Source organism: Ferrovibrio sp. (genome assembly GCF_046297595.1).
Classification (GTDB): Bacteria; Pseudomonadota; Alphaproteobacteria; order Ferrovibrionales; family Ferrovibrionaceae; genus Ferrovibrio.
In genome coordinates, this window is the sequence record NZ_JBKBHT010000010.1 from 51,958 (window position 1) to 72,660 (window position 20,703).

18 protein-coding genes are annotated in these 20,703 nt (G+C 62.6%); 5 read left to right on the forward strand and 13 right to left on the reverse strand.

Going from position 1 to position 20,703, the window contains the following annotated elements; all coding sequences use genetic code 11:
- Positions 1–3 precede the first annotated feature (3 nt).
- From glp to ACK4FJ_RS19415, 5 genes are read right to left on the reverse strand one after another with little or no spacing between them, the layout of a single operon-like run.
- A complete protein-coding gene (gene glp, locus ACK4FJ_RS19395) occupies positions 4–1,215 on the reverse strand; it encodes a gephyrin-like molybdotransferase Glp (RefSeq protein WP_409768375.1) in 1,212 nt (403 codons plus the stop codon).
- Complete coding sequence (moaC, locus tag ACK4FJ_RS19400; protein ID WP_409768376.1) at positions 1,212–1,691, reverse strand: cyclic pyranopterin monophosphate synthase MoaC; 480 nt, start codon at positions 1,689–1,691, stop codon at positions 1,212–1,214. The genes glp and moaC overlap by 4 nt, the downstream gene beginning before the upstream one ends.
- Positions 1,688–2,494, reverse strand: coding sequence for an indole-3-glycerol phosphate synthase TrpC (gene trpC, locus ACK4FJ_RS19405; protein WP_409768377.1), 807 nt, complete (start codon positions 2,492–2,494; stop codon positions 1,688–1,690). The genes moaC and trpC overlap by 4 nt, the downstream gene beginning before the upstream one ends.
- A complete protein-coding gene (gene trpD, locus ACK4FJ_RS19410; protein ID WP_409768378.1) occupies positions 2,491–3,555 on the reverse strand; it encodes an anthranilate phosphoribosyltransferase in 1,065 nt (354 codons plus the stop codon). Before trpD ends, trpC begins: the two co-directional genes overlap by 4 nt.
- The gene (locus ACK4FJ_RS19415) at positions 3,552–4,163 is read right to left on the reverse strand and encodes an anthranilate synthase component II (RefSeq protein ID WP_409768379.1); all 612 of its coding nucleotides are present in this window, start codon (positions 4,161–4,163) and stop codon (positions 3,552–3,554) included. Before ACK4FJ_RS19415 ends, trpD begins: the two co-directional genes overlap by 4 nt.
- A 196-nt stretch (positions 4,164–4,359) precedes the next feature.
- Between ACK4FJ_RS19415 and ACK4FJ_RS19420 the strand changes: the two genes are divergently transcribed.
- From ACK4FJ_RS19420 to ACK4FJ_RS19435, 4 genes are all read left to right on the forward strand, one after another.
- Positions 4,360–6,705 (forward strand): methyl-accepting chemotaxis protein, encoded by a 2,346-nt coding sequence (locus ACK4FJ_RS19420; RefSeq protein WP_409768380.1) that lies wholly within the window; start codon positions 4,360–4,362, stop codon positions 6,703–6,705.
- A 75-nt stretch (positions 6,706–6,780) separates the two neighbouring features.
- Entirely contained in the window at positions 6,781–7,827 is a 1,047-nt protein-coding gene (argC, locus tag ACK4FJ_RS19425; protein ID WP_409768382.1) for an N-acetyl-gamma-glutamyl-phosphate reductase, read from the forward strand.
- Positions 7,824–8,354: a gamma carbonic anhydrase family protein gene (locus tag ACK4FJ_RS19430; RefSeq protein WP_409768384.1), complete on the forward strand. Its 531-nt coding sequence runs from the start codon at positions 7,824–7,826 to the stop codon at positions 8,352–8,354. Before argC ends, ACK4FJ_RS19430 begins: the two co-directional genes overlap by 4 nt.
- 92 nt (positions 8,355–8,446) lie before the next feature.
- Positions 8,447–9,427, forward strand: coding sequence for a pentapeptide repeat-containing protein (locus ACK4FJ_RS19435; RefSeq protein ID WP_409768386.1), 981 nt, complete (start codon positions 8,447–8,449; stop codon positions 9,425–9,427).
- A 1-nt stretch (position 9,428) separates the two neighbouring features.
- Here ACK4FJ_RS19435 and ACK4FJ_RS19440 read toward each other — a convergent pair whose 3' ends face one another.
- The 3 genes from ACK4FJ_RS19440 to ACK4FJ_RS19450 all read right to left on the reverse strand — a co-directional run bounded on the left by ACK4FJ_RS19440 (position 9,429) and on the right by ACK4FJ_RS19450 (position 12,362).
- On the reverse strand, positions 9,429–9,650 hold the full coding sequence (locus ACK4FJ_RS19440; RefSeq protein ID WP_409768388.1) for a hypothetical protein: 222 nt from the start codon (positions 9,648–9,650) through the stop codon (positions 9,429–9,431).
- A gap of 62 nt (positions 9,651–9,712) precedes the next feature.
- Positions 9,713–10,219: a hypothetical protein gene (locus tag ACK4FJ_RS19445; protein WP_409768390.1), complete on the reverse strand. Its 507-nt coding sequence runs from the start codon at positions 10,217–10,219 to the stop codon at positions 9,713–9,715.
- 136 nt (positions 10,220–10,355) lie between these two features.
- A complete protein-coding gene (locus ACK4FJ_RS19450; RefSeq protein WP_409768392.1) occupies positions 10,356–12,362 on the reverse strand; it encodes a PhoX family protein in 2,007 nt (668 codons plus the stop codon).
- Between the two features lie 276 nt (positions 12,363–12,638).
- Here ACK4FJ_RS19450 and ACK4FJ_RS19455 point away from each other — a divergent pair, with 276 nt between their 5' ends.
- Entirely contained in the window at positions 12,639–14,558 is a 1,920-nt protein-coding gene (locus ACK4FJ_RS19455; protein WP_409768394.1) for a methyl-accepting chemotaxis protein, read from the forward strand.
- Between the two features lie 55 nt (positions 14,559–14,613).
- Here ACK4FJ_RS19455 and pcaF read toward each other — a convergent pair whose 3' ends face one another.
- From pcaF to ACK4FJ_RS19480, 5 genes are all read right to left on the reverse strand, one after another.
- Positions 14,614–15,816 carry a 3-oxoadipyl-CoA thiolase gene (gene pcaF / locus ACK4FJ_RS19460; RefSeq protein ID WP_409768395.1) on the reverse strand — a complete coding sequence of 401 codons (1,203 nt, stop codon included), beginning with the start codon at positions 15,814–15,816 and terminating at the stop codon, positions 14,614–14,616.
- A 58-nt stretch (positions 15,817–15,874) separates the two neighbouring features.
- Complete coding sequence (locus ACK4FJ_RS19465; protein ID WP_409768397.1) at positions 15,875–16,882, reverse strand: threonine/serine dehydratase; 1,008 nt, start codon at positions 16,880–16,882, stop codon at positions 15,875–15,877.
- A gap of 69 nt (positions 16,883–16,951) precedes the next feature.
- The gene (locus ACK4FJ_RS19470) at positions 16,952–17,818 is read right to left on the reverse strand and encodes an alpha/beta fold hydrolase (protein ID WP_409768400.1); all 867 of its coding nucleotides are present in this window, start codon (positions 17,816–17,818) and stop codon (positions 16,952–16,954) included.
- Positions 17,815–18,519: a haloacid dehalogenase type II gene (locus ACK4FJ_RS19475; RefSeq protein ID WP_409768402.1), complete on the reverse strand. Its 705-nt coding sequence runs from the start codon at positions 18,517–18,519 to the stop codon at positions 17,815–17,817. Before ACK4FJ_RS19475 ends, ACK4FJ_RS19470 begins: the two co-directional genes overlap by 4 nt.
- On the reverse strand, positions 18,506–20,674 hold the full coding sequence (locus tag ACK4FJ_RS19480; RefSeq protein ID WP_409768404.1) for a lytic transglycosylase domain-containing protein: 2,169 nt from the start codon (positions 20,672–20,674) through the stop codon (positions 18,506–18,508). Before ACK4FJ_RS19480 ends, ACK4FJ_RS19475 begins: the two co-directional genes overlap by 14 nt.
- Between the last annotated feature and the right edge of the window lie 29 nt (positions 20,675–20,703).

Sequence of the window (20,703 nt, forward strand, 5' to 3'; positions counted from 1 at the left end):
GTTTCAGCGCAGCCGCAGGATCGGCACTGGTTGACCGGCTTTCAGCGCGGGTGCCAGCGGGGGGCGCACGATCAGAACATCGGCGTCGCTCAACAGCCGCAGCATGGAGCTGTCCTGCTTGCCGAACGCATCGGCCACCGGCTGGCCGGTGGCATTCAGGCTGAGCCGGGCGCGCAGATAGTCCTCGCGCCTGTCATTTTCCGGCAGATCATGCGCGGCCAGCGCGGTTTCGAACCGCACTTCCCAGTCGAGCCCGAGCATCGCCCGCAATGCCGGCACTAGGAAGTTGTGGCCGCAGACCATGGCGGAAACCGGATTGCCGGGCAGGCCGAGCAGGGCGATCGACTGGCCGTCGCCCAGATCGGCGCGTCCGAACATCAGCGGTTTGCCTGGGCGCATGGCGATGCGCCAGAAATCGATGCCGGTTCCACCGCCACCCAGCACCTTGTGGATCAGGTCATGTTCGCCCACGCTGGCGCCGCCCAGTGTCAGCAGCAGGTCGCAGCCAGCCGCCGCCGTCGCCTTGGCACGCAGGTCGGCTTCGGTGTCGCGGGCGATGCCGAGGTCGACAGCACTGCCGCCATGCATTTCGATCAGCGCGCAGAGGCCGATATTGTTCGAACTGACAATCTGGTTCGGGCCGATAGGCTCGCCGGGACGGGCAAGTTCGTCGCCAGTGGCTAGCACGGCAATGCGCGGTTTGCGTCGCACGGCCAACCATGGCACGTTCATCGCAGCCGCCAGCGCCAGATCGGCGGGGCCAAGCCGACACCCGGCCTGCAGCAACACCTGGCCCTCGCTGAAATCCAGGCCTGCGCGCCGGATCCATTGACCCGGCTTCGGCGCCTCGCGCACGGTCAGCAGGCCATCGTCGCCCAGATCGGCGTCTTCCTGGATCACGATGGCGTCAGTGCCGACCGGTAGTGGTGCTCCAGTGAAGATGCGCACGCATTCGCCCGGGCCGACATAGCCTTCATGGCGGCCGCCGGCGGCAGCATGGCCGACCGGTTTCAGCTTTGCTGGTATCCTGCCCAGATCGGCTTGGCGGCAGGCCCAGCCATCCATCGCGCTGACATCGAAAGGCGGTTGTGTACGCCGCGCGGCGACATCCTCGGCCAGAACCCGGCCGGCGGCCGTAGTCAGGGCGACGGTTTCCGCCGGCATCCGCGGCAGACCGGCAACAATGCGGGCGCGGGCTTCGGCGACCGGGATCATGATGCGTCGAACACGCCGGACTTGCCGCCGGATTTATGCAGCAGCCGCACATCGGTGATCTGCATGCCGCGGTCGACTGCCTTGGCCATGTCGTAGACGGTGAGAGCGGCAACGCTGGCCGCCGTCAGGGCCTCCATCTCCACACCGGTTCGGCCCTTCAGCTTGCAGGTGGCAATGATGTTGATCGCGTTCCCCGCAATATCGGGCGTGAGGTCGACGGTGACCTGACTGAGGGCGAGAGGATGGCAGAGCGGGATCAGGTCCGAGGTGCGCTTGGCGGCCATGATGCCGGCGATGCGCGCCGTGGCCAGCACGTCGCCCTTGGCGGCCTGGCCGGACAGTATCAGTTCCAGCGTGGCTTTCTGCATCAATACGCGCGCCCCGGCCCGGGCCACGCGTTCCGTCTCGGCCTTGGCCGAGACATCGACCATATGCGCTTCGCCGGCGGCATTGAGGTGCGTGAGCTTGTCACTCATGCCGCCATGTCCTTGCCGGTCAGCAGCAGACGGGTGGCGGCTTCCACATCGGGCTGCCGCATCAGGCTCTCACCCACCAGGAAGCAGCGCGCGCCGCATTTGGCCATGCGGTCGAGGTCGGCCTTGGTATGAAGGCCGGATTCCGCCACGAGCATGCGGTCGGCCGGTACACGCGCGGCCAGAGCCTCGGTGGTGGCGAGGTCGACCGCCAGGGTTTTGAGGTTGCGGTTGTTGACGCCCAGCAGCGGCGATTTCAGTTTCAGCGCGCGATCAAGTTCCTCGCCGTCATGCACTTCCACCAGTACATCAAGGCCATATTCGGTCGCGGCGGCTTCCAGTTCTGCGGCCTGCACATCGGAGAGAGCAGCCATGATCAGCAGAATGCAGTCGGCACCCAGCGCACGTGCCTCGACCACCTGATAGGGATCGAGCATGAAATCCTTGCGGATGATCGGCAGGCTGACGGCGGCACGAGCCTGGCGCAGGTATTCGTCCTTGCCCTGGAAATACGGTTCGTCGGTCAGCACCGACAGGCAGGTGGCACCCCCGGCGGCATAGGCACGGGCCAGGGCGGGCGGATTGAAATCGGCGCGGATCAGGCCTTTTGAGGGCGAGGCTTTCTTGATCTCGGCGATCAGGCCGTAACGGCCCGCCGCAACGGCTTCCCTGAGGGCGCGGATGAAACCGCGCGGGGCAATGGCTTCGCGGGCCAGACGATCCAGCTTGGCCTGTGGCATCGTGGCCTTGCAACGGGCGACATGTTCAAGCTTGTCGGCGCAGATCTTGGCGAGTACGTCGCTCATGATGCCTTGTCTTCCTGTGCCGGATCGGCCGGCGGCGGTTCATGGGTGATTTCGATCAGGCGGGCCAGCGCGGCACGGGCCTTGCCTGTATCAATCGATTGTCCCGCCATAGTCGCGCCCTCGCGCAGGTCTTTCGCCTTGCCGGCGATCACAAGTGCTGCGGCAGAATTGAACAGCACGATATCGCGGAAGGCGCCTGGTGCGCCATTCAGCACGGCCCGTAGAGCCACGGCATTGGCTGTCGGCTCGTCGCCTTTCAGCTCTTCAAGTTTGGCGCGCGGCAATCCGGCATCCTCCGGTGTAATCTCGAAATGGCGCAGCTTGCCGGCTTCCATTTCCGATACATACGTCGGTCCGGTGGTGGTGATTTCGTCCAGGCCATCCGAGCCATGCACGACCCAGACTTTTTCGGCTCCCAGTTTGCCCATCACCTCGGCCAGCGGCTGGACCCATTGACGGTCGAACACGCCGATCAACTGACGCTTCACCAGGGCTGGGTTACTCAGCGGGCCAAGCAGGTTGAAGATCGTGCGGGTGCCGAGTTCGACACGGGTCGGGCCGACATGGCGCATCGCACCATGGTGCCGGGGTGCCATCAGAAAGCCGACGCCGGCCTCGGCGATGGCCTTTTCGATCAGGCGGAAATCGCAGTCGATGTTGACACCCAGCGCCGTCAGCACGTCGGCCGCGCCGGTCTTGGACGACACCGCCCTGTTGCCATGTTTGGCTACGGGTACACCGCAGCCAGCCAGAACGAAGGCCGAGCAGGTCGAGACATTCCAGGTGCCCCTGACGTCGCCGCCAGTGCCGACGATGTCGATGGCCCCGGCCGGCGCCGTCACGCCATGCACCTTGGCGCGCATGGTCATGGCGCCGCCGGTGATTTCGTCGACGGTTTCGCCGCGGACCCGCAGAGCCATCAGGAAGGCGCCCATCTGAGATGGTGTGGCATTGCCTGACATCATCACATCGAACGCCGTGCGGGCATCCTCGATGCTCAGGGCCGCGCCCCCGGCCACCTGCGCCAGCAGCCGCTTGAATTCCGTTACATCCGCACTCATGCCGCCTGTCCGCGTACCGCTGTCTCGTTCACAGGAAGGCCGCAATACCGCACGAAATTGGCCAGCATCGCAAGGCCGTGCTCGGAGGCGATGCTTTCCGGATGGAACTGCACGCCATGGATCGGCAGGTCGCGATGGGCCAAGCCCATGATCACGCCGTCTTCCGAACGGGCGGTCACGGTCAGGCTGTTAGGCAGGCTGGCCGGATCGACGGCCAGCGAATGATAGCGGGTGGCCAGGAAATCCTGCGGCAGACCAGTAAACACGCTCTCGCTTGTGTGGTGGATGCGGCTCAGCTTGCCATGCAGCGGCAGCGGCGCCCGCACGACCTTACCGCCGAACGACTGGCCAATCGCCTGATGCCCGAGGCAGACGCCGAACAGGGGCAGGCGGGCTTCGGCCGCCTTGTCGATCATGCTCAGGCAGATGCCGGCTCGGTCGGGGTCGCAGGGACCCGGAGACAGGATGATCCCGGCCGGTTTCAGAGCCAGGATCGCTTCGGGGCTGGTTTCGTCGTTACGGAAAACCCGGACTTCCGCGCCAAGTTGCCCGAAATAGTGGACTAAATTCCACGTGAAACTATCGTAATTATCGATCAATACCAGCATGCCAAGCCCTCACGAACGGCACATTAGCATAATCGGGTCTGAGGACGACACCCGCCGCAATACCCGTATCGCTAGTATATAGAGAACTAAAAAACATCGAAGAATCATAGTATTGCGGCCGGAGGCAAATCACTGAACAATCTGTCCAAGAATGATTCGTAAGGGGGGATTCGCCATGGCTTTGCCTCGGCCGCAAATGAAACTGCGCCTGAACATCCGTACAGGGATCAGGCAGCGCCTGTATGTCGCCGTTGGTGCCATCGCCTCCTTTGCCTTGGTATCGGCCGCGGCCGGCTGGTTCGCCATGTCCCGGCTCGACAACGCCATCGTCACCGTGACCGACGAAGGGGTGGTGGCCGTAACCGCCTCACTCAGTCTTGCCGAACTGGTGGCGAACCTGGCCGGTGTGGCGCCGGATCTGATCTCCGCCCAGACGGAGAAGGAAATCCAGGTGCTGTCTGAGGGGATCAAGCAGAAGCAGGAACGCATCGAGGCAACCTTGGGCGTCGTTGCCGCCACCATGTCCGGCGAGCAGATCGAGGTAGTGAAGAAGGAGACCGCAGCGTTGCTGGGCAGCATTGCCCAGCTTCGCCAGGTGGTGGATGCGCGCATCCGCACCTCGCAATTCCTGGCCGAGGAAACCGCCAAACTCGCCACCGCCCATGCCCGTTTCCTGCAGGTGGCGGCGCCCATGGTCGACGATGCGGTATTCGAACTGACCACGGGCATGACATCCGCCGCTTCATCCGGCGACGCTGCACAGATCAATCAGACTTTGTCCAAGCTGTCGAACGCCGAGTTGCGGATGGTGCAGGGGATCAGCAAGCTGATTGCCGAGGTGAATAATGTGGTTGGGTTGCTGGCGGTCGGGGCGCAGGGTGCCAGTGCCGAAGAGATTGAGAAGATCAGCAACCGGTATGAGTTGTCGGCGCGCAAGGTGGAGGATGGCCTTGCCGATATAGAGAAGGTCAAAAAGGACGCTGAACTCAGCAAGGTTGCGACCGCCATTCTTGATTTCGGCAGTCCTGGCATCGGCCTGATCAGTCTGCGCGAACAGGAAATCTCGGCGATGAGTCAGGCTCGCCGCATGCTGCAATCCAGTCGGGCAGCCGCCGAGCGGCTGGGGGCTGCAACGGCTCTGGCCGTCAGCTCCGCCAATCAGGGAATGGACGCTGCTACGGCCGAAGCAAAGAAAACCAGTGAGGGCGGCAAATTGATTCTGGTTCTGGTCGCGGCCTCCAGTCTGATCGCGGCTTTTTTGGTCGGTTGGCTTTACATCGGCCGTCGCATCGCATCGCCGCTCACCTTGCTGACGAATAGTATGGGGCGGCTTGCCAATCGGGAATGGCATACCGAAGTGCCGGACCGCACGCGTCAGGATGAAATCGGCGACATGGCCAGGGCGGTACAGATATTCAAGGAAAATGGACTGCAGAACGAGCAACTGCAGCAAGACGTCGAGAAAAACCGCCAGGCATCGGAAGAGCAGCGTCGACAGCAGGAGCAATTGCTGGATCGTGCTGTGGGCGAGGTGGTCGGGGCTGCGGCTGACGGCGATCTGTCGGTGCGCATCGATACAGCCAACCTGGATGGCATGACGGCACGTCTGGGCGAAAGGATGAACGGTCTGCTGAAGACTGTGGACGATGTGTTCGCCAATCTGGGCCAGGCTCTGGCGGCAATGGCGCGAGGCGATTTCACCCATCGGATTGATGCCGATTATGCTGGGATATTCGAGCGCCTGAAGCAGGATGCCAACAGTACCGCGCAGCAGCTGTCGCAGATCGTGGGGCAGGTGGCGTCGGCTGCCGCAACCGTGCGCGATGCTGCAGCCGAGATTTCGACCGGCAGCAACGATCTTGCCCAGCGCACCGAGCAGCAGGCGGCGAGCCTGGAGCAGACCGCGGCATCGATGCATGAAATCACCACAACGGTTAAGCAGAATGCCGACAATGCCGAGGCGGCAAACCAGTTGGCTGCGGCTGCACGATCGGGCGCCGAGAAGGGCGGCAGCGTGGTGCAGGATGCCGTGCAGGCGGTGACGCAGATCGAAGACAGTGCACGCCGGATATCCGAGATTGTCGGTCTGATCGACGAGATCGCCTTCCAGACCAACCTGCTGGCGCTGAATGCCAGCGTGGAAGCCGCGCGCGCCGGTGAGGCTGGCAAGGGCTTTGCCGTGGTGGCGCAGGAAGTGCGCGCGCTCGCCCAGCGTTCGGCCGACGCCTCAAAGGACATCAAGGCGCTGATCCAGGAATCGAATACCCAGGTGAAGACCGGGGCCAATCTGGTCAACCAGACCGGCGCAAGCCTGACCGAGATCGTCAATGCCGTGAAAAAGGTGGCCGACATCGTGAGCGAAATCACCTCGGCCAGCAGGGAGCAGGCCGTCGGCCTCGACGAGGTCAATACGGCGGTGGCCAACATGGACGAGATGACCCAACGCAACGGCGCCCTTGTGGAACAGACCACGGCCTCGGCCCAGGCGATGGCGCGCCAGGCCCAGGAACTGGCGGATTTGGTGGGACAATTCCGTATCTGAGGGTGACAATTTAGCGTTTGACCCGCCCGCCCGGCGCGTTATACCCATCCGGCATCGTTTTTCAGGAGGTCGGTTATGGCCACGGACGCCATCAGGGTCGCGATTTTGGGTGCCAGCGGTTACACGGGTGCGGAGTTGCTCCGCGTCCTGCTGCGTCATCCGCGCGTCCGTGTGGTCGCCCTCACCGCCGACCGGAAAGCCGGCGAGGGAATCGACACGGTTTTCCCGCAATTCCTGGGCATGGGCCTGCCCAAGCTGGTTACCATCCAGGAAGTGGACTGGAACGGCGTGGATGCCGTGTTCTGTGCCCTGCCGCACGGCACCACCCAGGAGGTAATCGCCGGCCTGCCGACACATCTGAAGATCGTCGACCTGTCGGCCGACTTCCGGCTGCGGGATTTGGCCGAATACGCCAAATGGTATGGCCATGAGCACCGGGCGCCGAAGCTGCAGGAAGAGGCGGTCTATGGCCTGACCGAGATGTACCGGTCCAAGGTTGCCAAAGCCCGGCTGGTGGCCAATCCCGGCTGCTATCCCACCTCGGCCCAGTTGCCGCTGATGCCGCTGCTGGCTGCCGGCCAGATCGATCCTGACGACATCGTGATCGATGCCAAATCGGGCGTCTCGGGTGCGGGCCGGGCGCTCAAGGAAGGCTCGCTGTATTGCGAGGCAGCGGAAGGCACCCATGCCTATGGCATCGGTTCGCATCGGCATGGCCCCGAGATAGAGCAGATTCTGTCCGAAACTGTCGGTCGGCAGATCGTGGTGAACTTCACGCCGCATCTGATGCCGATGAATCGGGGCATGCTGTCGAGCATCTACGTGAAGCTGAAGCCGGGCGTCAGCGCCGACGATTTGCGGGCGACGCTGTTACAGCGTTATGCTGACGAGCCTTTCGTGCAGATCACGTCTCAGGGTGTGGCGCCGCAGACGCGGCATGTGCGCGGCACCAATGCCTGCCATATCGGCGTGTTCGCCGACCGGGTGAAGGGCCGCGCCATGCTGTTCTCGGTGATCGACAACCTGATGAAGGGCGCCAGCGGTCAGGCCGTGCAGAATTTCAACGTGATGTACGGCCTGCCGGAAACCACCGGCCTGGATCAGATCGCCCTGTTCCCGTGAGTCTGGTGTTGCCTTTCGGCGACAAGCATCCGGTCATCGCGCCGGATGCCTTCGTTGCGCCAAACGCCACCGTGATCGGGGATACCGAGATCGGCGACCGCAGCTCGATCTGGTTCGGCTGCATCCTGCGTGGCGACGTGAACACCATCCGGGTCGGCTCCGATACCAATATCCAGGATGGCACTGTGGTGCATGTCACGCGGGCCAAGTTCGGCACCGTGATCGGCTCCGGCGTCACCATCGGCCACCTCGCGCTGGTTCATGGCTGCACCCTGGAAGACCATAGCTTTGTCGGCATGCAGGCGACTGTGATGGATGGCTGTGTGATCGAGAGCGAGGGCATGCTGGCGGCCGGCGCCTTGCTGACACCCGGCAAGCGTATAGCCAAGGGCGAACTCTGGGCCGGCAGGCCGGCCAAGCTGATGCGTCGTCTCGATACGGACGAATTGCACAACATCCACGAAACGGCAGCCCATTATGCCCGTTTGGCAGCATCCTACAGGGCTCAGCTGGCAACGACTCGTTAAGACTTTCTTGAATTCCGCCCGTTAGCCTCTCACATTCACTGCAAGGATGAATGTGGTCGCGGCATTTGCCGGACCGTGCGGCGGATGGAGACATGAACAGCGGCGCCACTCACGCCCCTTGGCCGGACGATCTCTACGATCAGATCAAGGCCCATGGCGAGTTCCTGTCCGGTAAACTGGGCAAGCTGACGCGCGGCAAGCAACTCACTCTCGTTGGCGCCGATCTCACCGGCATCAAACTGGTCGGCATGAACCTGCAGCGTACCGTGTTCCGCAGCTGTCGTTTCTATTGTGCCGATCTGCGCAATTCAGATTTCAGCCAGGCCGTGCTGACTGGATGCGATTTCTCCGGCGCGGATTTGACCAACTCGCGTTTCATCTGGGCCAATCTGCGTGGCGCGGATTTGTCCAGGGCAATTCTGAAAGGCACGCGTTTCGAGAATGCGGACATGCGGCCGATGACCGATCCGCCGGTACCGCCGCATGGCAAGGGCGGCGTGGTATCTCTGAAAGACACCACGCTGCACAACACCAACCTGACCCAGGCCAAGCTGCTTGGCGCGTCCTTTGTCGGCGCTATTCTGGACGGTGCCATCCTCGACAACGCCGATCTTGAGGGTGCGGATTTCTCATATTCCACGCTGAGCAAGGTGCAGTTCAAGAACGCCAAGCTGCATGATGCCAATTTCAATCTGGCCGATTTCCCGCCCGAGATGCTGCGTGAACTGCATGGCACGGGCGCAAAATTACCCAAGGAGGTTGCGCCGGAAGTGATCGAGCAGGTGCTGCGCGATCACCAGAACTGGATCGAGTCCGAAGGCCATACCGGCCGGCGTGCGATTATGGCAGGCTGGTATCTGTCCCGCGCGCACCTGGCGCAGGCGAACCTGAATGGCGCCGATCTGCGCGCTGCCAATCTCTCAAATGCGAATCTGCATGGTGCTAAGCTGATCTGTTCCGATCTGCGCGATGCCAATCTGATGTACACCAACATGACGGATGCGGATTTTCGCGGCGCGTTGATCGAAGGATCACGCGGTCTGCCCGTGGTGCTGAACGACAAGAAGAATTAGGTCAGCGGCGCCGCTGCGTCAGGTTTGAACCGCCGGTTTTCCCGCCATTGGCATTCAGGCCTTTCACGGCCCGCAGAATACGCCGCCAGACCAGTGTGCCGGCGAAATCGCCACCCAGCGTCATTTCTGCGAGCACCTTGGTCGCATGGGTCTCCGCATGGCGGGGGCCGTGGTCGGCGATGAGGTCGCGCGCGGCGCGCCAGATTTCGGCATCGGAGTTCATGGATCGCAGACTGCCGGCAAAAGGTTAGCGAAAGGTAATAAAACAGGCCAGCGAGGGCTGGATCAGGCCATGTCTTTAACCTTGTCCACCGCGACCCGCAGGTTTTCCAGCAGGTCTTTTTCCATCTTTGCCGGCGGTTTGTTGATGCCCTGGGCCAGTACCACATACATGGCGTCGATGTGGATGCTGATCACTTCCAGCTGGGCCTCGTTCGGGATGCCGAGCTTGCCGATGAAATCCTTCAGCGATTTGGCCAACTGGCTGAGCAGGGGGTAGCCGAAGGTGCCGCCCATGCCTTTGATATCGAAAGCCAGTTCCGAAATAGTTTCCATGATGAAGATGCGCGACAGCGGATCGTCTTCCGCCGCCTTCACCTGAACCCGCATTTCGCGCAGGTTGTTCAGGATTTCAGTGGAGAATTCGTCGGCGGCATCTGCGATCACGGACTCGATCCTGGCACGCACCTCGTCGGTCAGCGTCAGATCCAGGCCAGCAGTGAAATTGACTGCCTTCTGACGCAGGTCCTGCGGCGCCTTGATGAAGCGCGGTTTGTTGAGTCCCTTGGCCATTGCCCCACGACCTGACCGTCTTTTGACCGACTAAGTATTCCCGCTCGGCGGGCAGTAGTGGTTATATCGGTCCGGAGCATAACTGTATATGGCCCCTGGCCGGCTTGGTCGGCCAGGCCAGGGGCTGGCTTTTACGTCAGGCGCCGATCAGGCCGCCATCCTTCTTGGTGATCACCACGACGGATGGGCGAGGGGGCATGTCGGGCTGGAAGTCGGGCCAGCGGGTCGCGGGATCCTCGAACGTCGAACCTTTCCCGCTTTTCGTGAATTTTTCACCGCCGTCGGTTGCAGGGTGCTGCACCGCAACAAACAGGGTCTTGCCGTCTGGTGTGAAGCACGGGCCGCACATTTCGGCGCCAACCGGCACGCGGAAGAACATCTTCGACAGGCCACGGTTCGGACCTTCGGTCTCCACGGCCCAGACGCCATCGGCCGTGCCGCTGGCCTTCTGCCACGCTTCGCCCTGATCGGTGGTGATCCAGAGGCGGCCTTGAGGATCGATGGCGGCATTGTCCGGGCAGGCAAACCAGCCGTCCTTGCTGGTGGCAGCATGGAATTTGCCGCCGACCTTCGGATCCGCCGGGTTGCCGGCCTGCAGCAGAAGCGACCATTGGCATTTGGCCGCGGCATGGTCGCCGTTGCTCACCACCATCTCGACGACCTGGCCCCATTCGTTCGAGGCGCGCGGGTTCGCAGCATCGACCTGGTCGGCCTTGCGACGGCTGTTGTTGGTGAGCATCACATAAACCCGGCCGTTGCTGGGATGCGCCTCGATATCTTCCGGGCGATCCATCTTGGTGGCGCCCAACAGATCGGCTGCGCGACGGGTTTCGATCAGAATATCGGCCTGACTGTTGAAGCCATTGGCGGCCGTCAGTGGGCCCTGGCCATGCACCAGAGGCATCCAGTCAACCGAGCCGTCGGCATTGTAGCGGGCGACATACAGCGTGCCCTCGTCGAGCAGGTTGAAATTCGCCTTGCGGTCATTCGGATTGAACCGCTTGGCGGTCACGAACTTGTAGACATATTCAAACCTTTCGTCGTCGCCGGAATACAGCACGACGCGGCCATCGCTGTTCAGCACGACGGCAGCCCCCTCATGCTTGAAGCGGCCCAAGGCGGTACGTTTTTTCGGCGCCGATTTCGGGTCATAGGGATCGACTTCGACCATCCAGCCGAAACGGTTGGCTTCGTTCGGTTCTTTTGTCACATCGAAACGGTCGAAATACTGGCCCCAGTTATACCAGTTGCCGGGCACCTCATAGCGCTTGTAGTTGCGCTCCTCCGGATGGCCGGCTTCCAGTTTACCGCCAAAATAACCGTGAAAGTTTTCTTCCGCCGTAAGAACGGTCCCCCAGGGGGTCAGGCCGCCAGCGCAGTTATTGAGCATGCCGATCACGCGGCGGCCGGTGGAATCGGCTTTGGTCTTCATGCGGGCATGGCCAGCCGCAGGTCCGGTGATTTCACAAATCGTGCTGAGGCCATCAATGCGACGGGCATAGGGACTGCCGCCGACCAAACTCCATTTGCCATCTGGATTCTTTTGCACCTCGATCACGCTGGCGCCATGGGCTGCCATCTCGATTTCGACCAGATTGCGCGTCATGTCCTTGAACAGCTTATCCTTGCTGTCCTGCCGGCCGATGCCGGGAAACATGACTTCCTCGCTGGTATATTCATGATTGACGAAGAGCAAGCCGCGCTCGGAATTGCGGCTGCCCAGCGGCAGCGGTAAATAGCCGATGAAATCGTTGTTGTAGCCAAACTGCTTGGCCTGGGCCGCAGCGCTTTGGGCTCGCACATTGAAGGCGGGGGCATCGGCCATGACCGGATCGCCCCAGCGTATCAGCACTTCGGCGTCATAGCCTGGGGCGACATGATGACGTTCGTCGGCGCCGTGGGCGATTTCGGTGAAGGTGAAACGCGGGGCAGCCTGGGCCGATGCTGGGGCGCCCAGGGGTAGCCCGGCGCTCAGGGCGGCGACAGCGCTGCCGGCAAGCAGCCCCTTCAGCACATCGCGGCGGCCATAGCGCTGCTGCACCACCTCTTCGATGGTCGGGTTGGGGCTGTGGTTGATGCCAATATTCTGGGAGTCTTCAAAAGCTTCGCTGCGGCTGCGGCCGTCGAAGGTGGGGCTGGTCATCGTGGTCTCCTGGCTTCGGATCTGATTCGTCCGATGCAGGATGGGTAGCGCCGCTATATGACGGGATGATGAAGCATATTCCGCAACTTGTGGTACATTCCGCGGGGGAGCTTTCGACTAAAGTCTTGGGGAATGACATAGAAAGTTGAAAACCCTCCCTTCCACAAGGCGGTACGGTTTGCGTTAATCTCCTGAAAGCGCGGTAGGATCGAAAAGCCTCATAAACAAATCGCGCAGAGTACGGATGATGTGGGGTAGCCCACCTGGGGAGGAAGTATGCGGGTTCTGACCAATCTGCCACTTGGGTTGCGGCTTGGATTGGCGATGGTGTCGCTGCTCGTCGCTGCAGCCGGTTGGGTTTGGAGTTCCAGTCAGGCCGGCGCGGCCGGCTCGACCTACGCGATGGTGGCGGGTTTCGTAACGCTGGTGATCGGTGCAATTTTCATGGCATCGCTGACGGCCGGGCAATCGCGCCTTCATGCCGCGTTACAAAACTGGCCGAAATCCGCGCCGACGGACGAAGATAGTGAACCTCTGCAGCGGCTGGCCCAGGTTTGGCGCGAGAACGAAGCGCGCCAGCAGGCCCTTCAGGGTCGGATCGACGCTCTGGAGGCCGAACTCGAGCGGATGCGCCGTGCCGATAGTGCCGTGCTGGATGAAATGGCCGAGCTATGCGGCTCGATCGGCAGCGGCATCCTGAATCAACGTGTTTCCGATCATGATGGCGAGGAGGCCGCGCATCGCCTGGCCGAGCATTTCAACAACATGGCCGAAACTCTTGATTCGGTGGTTGGCGATCTGAAGGACTTGTTCGCCCGCATGGCGGAAGGCGATCTTTCCGACGGCATCCCGAACAGTCGTGGCGGTGACTTCGCGGTGATGCGCGAGGGCGTGCAGCAGGCCATTGATCGCCTGGGCAACGTGATCGGTACCATCGTACAAGCTGCGAATACGATTTCCGCAGCCACTGTGCAGCTGACGCGTGAGGCGAAGGGCTTGGCGGAAAGCGCGGAAGCCCAGTCCGATAGTCTTGACCGCACGGCAGCCGATGCGGCCTCTCTGAGCGAGGCGGCGCGCGCCAACGAGGCGGCAGCCAAGCGCGCCAACCAGCGCGCGGACGAGGCGCGAGCTGCCGCGCAGAATGGCGTAGTGGTGGTTCGCCGTTCGATCGATGCGATGAATGAAATGGCCGACATGTCGCATCGGATTTCCGAGATCACCTCGCTGATCAACGAAATCGCTTTCCAGACCAATCTGCTGGCCCTGAATGCCTCGGTCGAGGCGGCGCGTGCCGGCGAAGCAGGCAAGGGGTTTGCCGTGGTGGCGCAGGAAGTGCGCGCTCTGGCCCAGCGTTCGGCCAATGCTTCGAAAGACATCGGCGCGATCATCAAACAATCCGATGACAAGGTGAAATCCGGCGTTAGCCTGGTGAGCGAAACCGGCACCGTGCTGAACCGCATCGTCGAGGCGATTGATTCGATGGGCCAGCAACTCGGCGAGATCGAGCAGGCCAGCACTGACCAGTCAAATCGCGTGAATGGCGTGACCCATGCAATCACCGACATGAATGCGGCGACGCGCGGTTATCTTTCGGTGGTCCAGCGGACCGGCGCGGCAATCCAGGATATTGACCAGCAGGTTGCCAATCTGGCGACCCAGATCGGTTTCGTCACCACCACGGCCGACAGGCCATTCCTGGTCGCGGCAAAACGCGCAGCTGCCGAAATCAGTGCCCTGTTCGAGGATGCGATCCGCCGTGGCGAAATGAGCATCGAGGATTTCTTCGATGAAAACTACGCGCCGATCAAGGGCACGAATCCGCAGCAATTCATGACGCGGTTCGTGAAATTCACCGACACGCATCTGCCGAATATCCAGGAGCCGCTGCTGGAATCCAATTCGGCTATCGCCTTCTGCGCAGCCATCGACCGCAACGGATTCCTGCCCACGCATAACCTTAAATACTCCCAACCCCAGGGCAGCGATCCGGTCTGGAATGCCGCCAATTCACGTAATCGGCGCATGTTCAATGATCCGGTTGGCCTGGCCTGCGGCCGGAACGAAAAGCATTATCTGCTGCAATGCTACCGCCGCGACATGGGCGGCGGCGTATTCGTTCTAATGAAGGACATGTCGGCTCCGGTCATCATCCAGGGGCGGCACTGGGGCGGTTTCCGCATCGGCTACAAGATTTGAGGTAAAAAAAGAGCGGGCCAAAAGCCCGCTCTTCGCTTTTCGGGGGTTGAGCGGATCAGACCCGCTCGATCACCATGGCAATACCCTGGCCGACGCCAATACACATCGTGCAGAGGCCATAGCGACCGCCAGTCCGCTCAAGATGATTTAGCGCCGTGGTGATCAGTCGCGCACCGCTCATGCCCAGGGGGTGGCCGATGGCGATCGCGCCGCCATTCGGGTTCACATAGGTGGCATCATCTGGCACCTTCAGTTCGCGCAGAACGGCCAGCGCCTGGGCCGCAAATGCCTCATTGAGTTCGATCACATCCATGTCGCGAATGCTCAGGCCGGCCTTCGCCAGCACCTTCTCGGTGGCCGGCACCGGGCCGATGCCCATGATGCGTGGCGGCACGCCGGCCGCAGCGGTGGCGATGATGCGGCCACGCGGAGTCAGGCCATGTTTCTTGGCGGCGGCTTCCGAAGCGATGATCAGGGCTGCGGCGCCGTCATTCACACCCGAGGCGTTACCAGCCGTCACCGTGCCACCCTGGCGGAACGGAGTTGGGAGCTTGGCGAGGGCCTCAATCGACGTATCGCGCGGATGTTCGTCGCGATCCACGACCACCGGATCGCCCTTGCGGCTCGGGATGGTCACTGGCGTGATCTCTGCCTCGAACAGGCCCAGTTTGATGGCGTTCAGTGCGCGCTGCTGGCTGCGCAGGGCAAAGGCATCCTGGTCGGCGCGGCTGATGTGGAATTGTTCGGCCACATTCTCGGCCGTTTCCGGCATGGAATCGACGCCGTACTTCTGCTTCATCAGCTTATTCACGAAACGCCAGCCGATGGTGGTGTCGTGGATTTCCACGGTGCGCGAAAAGGCGTTTTCCGCCTTTGCCATCACGAAGGGTGCGCGACTCATGCTCTCTACGCCGCCGGCAATGGCCAGTTCCAGTTCGCCGGTCTTGATGCCGCGTGCCGCGCTGCCGGCGGCTTCCAGGCCTGAGCCACACAGGCGATTCACAGTGGCACCGGGAACCTTTTCCGGCAGACCCGCCAGCAGCAGGGCCATACGGGCGACGTTGCGATTGTCTTCGCCCGCCTGGTTGGCGCAGCCGAAGATCACGTCGTCGACGGCGTCCCAGTCGATGGATGGATTACGCTGCATCAGGGCCTTGATCGGTACCGCGCCCAGATCGTCGGCACGTACGCTCGACAAAGCGCCGCCATAGCGGCCAACGGGCGTACGGATAGCGTCGCAGATGAATGCCTCGGTCATTTGTCTCTCCCTAGGGTCTCTCGGCCGAGTTGAACGATACCGCCGGTCCTTGGTCTGCTCAGACCGGCGGGGTGCGGCTGATGATGGCGGAGTAGAGCGACGAGTCAATATTTCCGCCTGATGCCACCGCAACCACCGTGCGGTTAGCGCACGGGACCTTGCCGTTCAGTACACTTGCCAATGCCGCCGCACCGCCGGGCTCGACCACCAGCTTGAAATAATGGAAAGCGGTCGCGATGGCGGTCTCCACTTCGGCGTCGGTGGCGGAAACGGCGCCTTTCAGGTTCGCACTCATCACGCCGAACGTGATGTCACCCGGATGCGGCGCCATCAGGGCATCGCAGAAGGTATTGCCCTTGCCGGCATGGCTGACGATCTTGCCGGCCTTGAGCGAGAGGTCGATATCATCGAACTGGTCGGGTTCCGCGCAATAGACTTCGGTGCCCGGCAGACGGTCCTTGATCGCCAATGCGATGCCGGAAATCAGTCCACCGCCTGAGGCCGGTGCCAGCACGGCATCGGGCATGATATCGCGCTCGGCGCACTGCGCCGCGATTTCCAGCCCGATGGTGCCCTGACCCGAGATGATGAAGGGGTCGTTGAACGGCGGCACGAGAGTCATGCCCCGTTCTTCGCAATAGCGCCGGCCGATGGCTTCTCGGTCTTCCTTGTAACGATCGTACAGCACGACCTCCGCGCCATAGGCGCGCGTATTGGCGATCTTGATCGCCGGGGCGTCGCTGGGCATCACGATCACCGCAGGCGTGCCGCACAGCCGTGCTGCCCAGGCCGCGGCCTGGGCATGGTTTCCCGAGGAAAACGCGACGATGCCGCGCTTGCGTTCTTCGGCATCCAGCCGGCTGATCCGGTTATAGGCGCCGCGAAACTTGAACGAACCCGTCACCTGCAGCGGTTCGGCCTTGATCAGCAGCCGCCCGCCCAGTCTTTCGTTCAGGAAACGGTTTTCCAACAGCGGGGTTTGCACGGCGATGCCGCGCAGGCATTTGGCGGCATTCTCCACATCGGCTACCGTTGGCAGCGACGGCAGTTTGGCGGGGGCGTTCATGTCGGAAATCTCCAGATAAGCGTGGCCGCGATTTATAGCATGAAGCCGCAAGGGCTCGACAGTCCGGCCCTACCGTGCGGCCAGGAAGGCATCGATGGCCGTTGTTGCCTCGGGTTCGTCCAGTTGCGGCACATGACCAACATCCGGCACGGTCACCGTGATCATGCGCGCATGTTCGCGCTTCATGCGGACCAGGGTTTCGGCGGTCAGGATATCCGACAACGCGCCGCGCAAGGCCAACACGGGCAGATGGCGAAGGCCGCGGAAGAGCGGCCAGAGATCGGGCAGGGGGTATTTTGCCTGCTCCCGCAGGGCAACGGCGATGTTCAGATCGTAAGCCAGTCGCAGCCCCCCGCGCGCGGTATCCTCGGTGAAGGTGGCTCGCGTAATCCGCATCCAGCCATCGCGCCCTAGGTTCGGATAAGCCGGGCCGTAGGTTTTCTGCAGGATAGCCATGGCGGCATCGTAATCGGGCGTATAAACCGGATTCCCGATATAGCCCGCAATGCGTTGTCGGCCGGCCTCACTGACATCCGGCCCGACATCGTTGAGGATCACGCCGGCCAGTGCGGTCGGCATTGCGGCAGACATGGCCATGGCCATGAGTCCGCCCATCGAGGTCCCCAGCACGATCACCTGATGCAGGTGAGTTACAGCCAGCAGATGCTGCAGATCGCTCAGATAGACGGATGGCTGGTAGTTCGATGGTTCCGGATCATAAGCCGAGCGGCCGCGACCACGAAAATCGAAACAGATCACACGCCGGTCGGCGCTCTGCCGGAGGGCAAAATCGTGGAAGTCCCTGGCATTGCGGGTCAGGCCGGGCAGGCAGAGCAGGGGTGTTCGAGCCGAATGGCGGTTCCCATAATCACGGTAATACAGGCGCAGATCGTCCTGCGCGTGGAAGTAATGCTCGGTGAAGCCCTCAGTGATCATACGGCCCCAAGAATGGATGGCACATCGCTCAGACTGTTGAGAACCACATCAGGCGGATTGGGCAGCCGCTCGGCGGGCTGACCGGAGCGGTTGATCCAGATGGCGTAGAAACCGGCGCGTTTTCCGGCATGGATATCCCAGCCGTTGCTGCTGTGAAAGGCGATGGCGGCGGCTGGCAGATGCAGGCGGTCGGTGACCAGGCGATAGATGCGGGGGTCGGGCTTGTAGATCCCGACGTCTTCCACCGATATGCAATGGTCGATTAGGTCGGCAATGCCCGAGGACTGGCAGGCCGCCTGCAGCATCGCCGGGGCGCCGTTCGAAAGGATACCGGTGATCAGGCCTGCCTGCTTCAGGCGCCGCAGCATGTCCGGGACTTCGGGAAAACAGGTCAGATTGTAATAGAGATCGAGCAGGCGCTGGCGCAGGTCAGGCCGGTTCAGTTTGCGCTCATCCAGGGCGAAATCGAGCGCATCGGCCGTCACCTGCCAGAAATCGACATGGGCTCCGCCCATCAGGCTGCGCAGCCAGGAATAATTCAACTGCTTGGCGCGCCAGGTTTCGGCCAGGGGTTGCCAGTCAGCCCCGAGTTCGTCAGCGAGGGCGCGGGCGGCGGCGTTCACGTCGAAGAGTGTGCCATAGGCGTCGAAGATGCAGGCTTTGATGGCGCCGGGCGGGAGCATGGTTTCAGCAATCGCCATTGTTGCAGGCCTGTCTGGGCATGCCGCGCATGTCGACATACAGGCGGTTCAGCTGTGTGGGCTGGCTGCCCAGCAGGGCGCGGTAGATCTGCACGCCTTCCAGCACCCGCTGCACATAGTTGCGGGTTTCCGAAAATGGGATCAGTTCGATCCAGTCGATCACATCGACATGCGGTTGCCTCGGATCGCCCCAATCGCGGATCCAGCGCCGCACGCGACCCTCGCCAGCGTTATAGGCTGCCAGCGCCAGAACGTAGTTGTTGCTCCAGTTCTGCAGCAGGCCGTTCAGGTAATGCGTTCCCAGCCGAACATTGTAACTGGCATCATTGGTCAGGCTGGCTGGCTGGTATCCGGTCTTGATGTCCTTCGCCACACCTTTTGCTGTGGCAGGCATGAGTTGCATCAGGCCGCGGGCACCGGCGGGCGATATGGCGAACTGGTTGAATTCGCTTTCCTGCCGCGAGAGCGCCAGCACCAGTGCCGCTTCCGGTTCGCGCACATGCAGCATGGGTTCGACCAGCGGGAAGCTTTCGCGCACCAGAATGATGTTCTGCCGGGCTGAGCGTTTGCTGGCCATCACGGCAAGGTCGACGCGACGCAGGCTGCGCGCCAGCTGTGCCACCAGTTTGTGCTCTTCCGGCGTATCCGCCGCATGCACCAGTCGCAGGATGAACGGGCGCAGACGGTCTTCCTGATCCAACTCGACCAGTATGCGGGCGGCACGAACCACTTCGCGGCGCTCGAAATGCCGTGAGGCCTCGTTGCCAGGCTGGGTCGTATCCGGCAGGTCCAGCGGCGCGTTCGGATCAAGGGCGTGGGCGGCAAGCTGGCCGTAGAAAGTGGTGCTGTGCTGGGCGGCGTCGGCATAGGCGCGCCGCGCCCGGTCAGCATCCCCGAGCGCCTCATGGGTGCGACCCAGCCAATAGCCGGCTCGCGACAGACTGACCGGGTAACGCACGCTGTCCTGCAGCTTGGTGAAATGTTTCAGGGCCGCCTGGGGTTCCTGCAGCAGGCGCAGGGCGATCCAACCCGCCAGCCATTCCGCTTCGGCCAGGGAACTGCCGCTCTTCAGGCCATGGCCGGCAGCCAGCCTGTAGGCTTCCGAGATGCGGCCCTCTGCCATCGCCTTGCGGGCCCGCAGATGCCGTTCGACCCACCATTTTTCGGCCCGGCCCAGATCGTCGGGCGCATTGTAGAGCAGGGCCTCCACGCCGTCGTCCATGCCGCGTTTGCGCTGCCAGCGCAGGCGGTCGTAATTCAGGCCGCCATCGTCGCGCAGATGGGCTGGCAGGCCGGCGACTAGCTTTTCGGCACCGGCCACGTTGTTGGCCAGCGCGATGCGGGTTTCCGCCAGTCGGCGGGTATCTGGGTCCAGCCTTGACAGCATGCGCCGCGCCGCCTCGATATTGCCGTCCCACAACAGGCGATCGACACGGGCGGCATTGTCGGCATTCGAGAAACGCGGGCCGAATTCGGCCCACAGGGCTTTTTCGTCGCGCAGGGCAAGGTTGCCATCCACCCAGGCCCGACGCATCACCGGGAAGGCTTCGGCTTCGCGGCCCAGTCGCAGCAGGGCCTCGCCCAGCCGCAGCAGCCCGAGCCCGGTTTCCGGCGGGTGGGCATCGAACCAGGCAATGATGCGGCCATCGCCGGTCGAGCCGTTCATGGCTTCCTCGGCGCGGCGCAGCAAAGCCTCGCGAGCCGGCCAGTCCGGTTTGCTGTCGATGAAACTGGCGATCTCCTCGAAGGATGCACCGCTGTTGGTGTTCTGCAGCCACAGCCAGCGCACCAGCTGCGGGATCAGCGGGTCGCGGGCCGCGGTGGCGATGCGGCGGGCGGCATCGAAGCGGCCGGCCTTGGCTTCGTCCATGGCCTTGCGGCCGATTTCGCGGTCGGCGGCGCTCAGCAATGTCTGCTGTGCCGGCAGGTATGTCTGTTCGGGCTTGGCCGGCGGCGTGCCCCGGCGCGGCTTGCTGGTCGGCAGCGGGGCGGTGGCGGATGCCGAGGCCAGTTCTACGGATGGCTTGTTTTGAGGCTCAGGCTGGCGGGCGGTGGCCGGAAGGGTCGTCCAGCCGAGCACAAGACTGCCCAGCAGGGCCAGGCCGAGCGGCCGGCGCCAGCGACGGGAGGGACAATCGATACAATGCTGCGGCACGGCGAATCTTTCGCAAATCCAAGCAGATG